We start from the raw sequence: 3900 nt of genomic DNA, 5'->3' as shown, positions 1-3900 counted from the left end.
GCCCGTCTCGGCGCCCGCGGCCTACGCGGACGAGGAAAACACGCCTACCCCCCCCTCGCTTCTGAGATAGACTCCGGCGGCACCTTCGACGGCGCCGTGTCGGACGCGGGAGCGGGCGAGGCCGCAACCGATGAGGCGGACGCCTCCGCGCAAGCGGCCGCCGAGAGCGCCGCCCGCGCGGCGAGCCTCGGGGCCCAGCACCTTGAGCGCGCCGCGCGCTCGGCGGCTCCCGCGTCGGCCACCGAGTGGGACACGCCCGCGGGCTGCCAGTTCCAGATCCTCGGGGGCGCCGTGGGAACCGACTACTCCTTCGAGAGCAACATCCTCCGCATCAAGTCCTCGACGCCCCTCACGGTGAAGATGGCCGACGGGGTGACCACCACCGCCCAGACCATCCAGATCGACGCCGGCGTGAAGGCCGATCTCACCCTGGCCGGCGTTACCATCTCGACCACCCTCTCCGGCCCCATCAACATGATCACCAACTCCGATCCCGATGGCGATGGGGTGAAGGTCACGGATGCGGCCGATATCGCTGAGAAGACGACGCTCTACCTGACCCTCGCCGATGGTACCGTCAACACGCTCACCAACACGACGAACAATGCCGGCTACCCCGGCATCCGCTGCGGCTGGGGCTCCGTCCTCGTCATAGACGACTCCGTCACCAACGTGCGCGCCGGCGGCTCGAAGTTTGATCTGGACGACATCGTCACGCCTTCGCAAGGCATGGTGGCCGAGGACGTCACTTTGCTCGGAGGGAAGCAGCTCAAGGCCGGCGACGCCCTGGTCGAGCTCGAGGCGGCAAACCCCGGCAAGCTCGTCGCCACCGGTGGAGGCCACTGCTCCGGTATCGGATCTGGTCCGGCCGAGAACGCTGGCACCATCATCATAAACGGCGGCGATATCACCGCCTCCGGCTTCTCCGGCAGCGGCGACGCCCCCACGAACGGCGCTGGCATCGGCGGCGGCGCTGGCGGATCGGGTACCGTTATCACCTTCAACGGAGGCCATGTCGTCGCCCAGGCCGCGTACTGCGGCTCCGGCGTCGGCGCGGGGTTGGGCTACGACCTTACGACCGGCCACGGCAAGTACCCCTGCAAGAGCGACGCCATCGTGGTTCCCACGGGGGCGGAGAACTCCCATGGCTACAGCTATATCGCGATTCCCTCAGGCGAGAAGTGGCTCTGTTGCACCGGCAAGAACAGCTGCACCGCCGGCGTTCACGCGCTCCAGTACTACACGTCGAAGAACTACTTCACCGTTGCGGGGGATATCACCCTGAACGGCGGCCTCGTCGACGCGCGCAACGGCGGCCACGGCAACGCCTTCGGCCAGAGCTGCGCCCACGGCCCCGCGACGAATCGGAATCACATCATTCGCGTAACGGGCGGCACTCTGCTGACCACGGTGACCGGTCTCAACGGCACCAACCCGCCGCTCTGTTCGGTGGGTGCCGCTTTTGGCTACACCATCGTCACCGGCGGATCGGTGCAGGTGCAGACGCGCTCGAACGGCACCGCCGCCTTCCAGGGCATCGGGGGCACCGCTTACAACACCACCGGCGTCGAAAGCTGGTCGGATGTCGAGAACCTCGGCGGCAGCCTGCCCGACTCCGACAAGGTGCAGATGCTCACCATCGACCTGTCGAGCGAGTTCGGGACCGGCGCCAGCAACGCCGACAAGACGGTGCCCGTGACCAAGTGGAAGCTGGAGATCGACAACATCCAGCAGGAGTACGGCGCGCCCTCTTACCTGGACAAGGGCCTGCTCTACCTGTGGCTGCCCGAGAACGCCACGGGCAAGAACGTGACCGTGACCATGTCCTACCGCGACAAGGACGGCGTCGAGCACGACATCGAGCCCATGTATGTGGAGGAGGTCGGCGGCGACCAGGGCTCCACGCTGAAGCGCTACATCGACATCGACGTGGAGAAGCTCACCGCCGAGCAGCAGTCGTACTTCTCGGGCCTCGTGAAGAAGTACGACGGGAAGTCCTTCGACCCCCTCACCATCACGAGCGACAAGCCCATCGAGTTCGAGTCCGAGCAGGGCAACAAGTACACCCTCACCGACGCTAACGCGGTGACGACGTCCTACCAGCCCTACGACTCCGTGGGCGGAAGCCCCCTGCCGGGCAGCTCGGTCACCTCCGGCAAGGCCATGCCGGCCGACACCGGCACCTTCCGCGTGCAGCTGGTCTCCAAGGAGTACACGACCAACCCGACCTTCGCGAACAACTACTGGGGACACCGCATCACCGCGTGGGCGCAGATCACGCCGGTGCCCGCCGTGCTGAAGATCGCCGAGAAGGACGGCACCGCCTGGGTGCGCCTGTCTGCGGACAAGAGCTCCTACGAGCTCGTGAAGGAGACCGACACCGAGCCCGGCAACCGCCTGCGCGTGGCCTTCGACGTCCGCTCGGCCAAGGGCACGGCCGTCACCTGCAAGGCCCCCACGGGCAGCTTCCAGGTGCTCATCGACGGCAAGCCGGTGGGCGAGCCCGTGCCGCTCAGCGAGGCCATCGAGGAGGACGCCGACGGCAGCCCGACCGGCTCCACCTACGAGGTCGTCTCGGGCGACGAGGGCCGCGAGACGGTGCGCGTGGTGTACTACCTGGACCCCACCAACCTCGACGGCGCCCTGGACGTGCTGGAGACGTCCGGCCAGGGGAACACCCACGAGGTGACGGTGAAGTACATCCCCGACAAGAACTACGTCGAGGGCACCGAGGAGAGCCCCGAGGACGAGAAGACCGAGGCGAGCCGCCCCACCACCATCGTGCCGGTGAAGCCGGAGGGCACGGTCAGCCCCGACGACCCCGACAAGGTGGAAGTGGAGGACACGCCCAACCCCACGCCCGACCCGGACAACCCCACGGGCAAGATGCAGGTGGTGCGCAAGACCATCAACGTCAGCTACGGCGACTTCCACAAGGCGGACGCCGAGGTTGACGACTTCTTCAAGATGGCCATCACGTCCTCCTCCTCGGCGCCCGGCGGCTTCACCACCTCCAACACGGCGGTGGCCGACCTGGTGCGCGGCGAGGACGGCAGCCCCGCCCTCGACGAGGACGGGAAGCTGCAGATCCAGGTGAACAGCTGCGGCACCTCGGTCATCACGCTGGAGCAGAAGGCCAACGCCCTGTTCACCGGCATCAAGTACATCCTCACGGTGAACGTGACCCCCGACCCCTCGCTGAAGCCCCAGATCCAGATCCGGCTCACGTGGCGCAACCTGACCGCCCTCGGCGAGGCGGCTCCCGAGCCGGCCGCGGCGCTCGCGGCACGCGGTTTGGCCGCGATTGCAGCAGGGGAGGGCGATGCCGGCCTCGCGCCCCTGGCCGACGCCTCCGACCGCGCGAGCACGCCTCCGCGCCCCGGCGACGTGATCGAGTACACGGTGACGGGCCTGAACCTCACGCCCGGCTCCGCCTGGCAGGCCGCCGAGCTCAAGGACGCCATCGACGCGCGCCTGTCCTTCGACGCCGACTCGGTGGAGATCGCCTCGAACTACGCCACCCACTCCGACAAGTACGACCTGGGCACGGCCTCCTTCTACGAGGGCTTCGACTGGGACGGCCTCGCGTGGGCCGACGTGGAGCCGAGCGACTTCAGCTACGTCGCCCCCACGCTCACCAAGGGCGTCGGCACGGTGTACGGCGGCCAGTCCACCTCGGTGCGCTTCCGCGCCACGGTGGGGGAGGACCAGGGCCTGGGCGACCGCCCCGGGGAGGACGGCAAGCTCCCCGAGATAACGAACGAGCCCGCGGGCTCCGGCGGGTACGGCAAGGACGAGGACGACCTCGCCCCCGGCGAGGAGGCGGTTCCCCCGGAGAAGCTCCAGCCCGACGTGGACATCGTCGTGGTGGGCGAGGGCGACAAGGATCCCGAGACGGGC

Annotated in this window: 1 protein-coding gene; it reads left to right on the top strand. The window is 68.3% G+C overall.

Annotation, left to right across the window (positions count from 1 at the left end):
- The coding region (locus Q5064_RS11300) for a hypothetical protein (protein WP_302964755.1) at positions 1 to 3900 on the top strand (3900 nt) is incomplete at both ends.

The sequence above is a fragment of the uncultured Adlercreutzia sp. genome, from assembly GCF_958431955.1.
In the GTDB taxonomy this organism is placed as follows: Bacteria; Actinomycetota; Coriobacteriia; order Coriobacteriales; family Eggerthellaceae; genus Adlercreutzia.
This window is presented reverse-complemented; position numbering and strand designations above follow the sequence as displayed.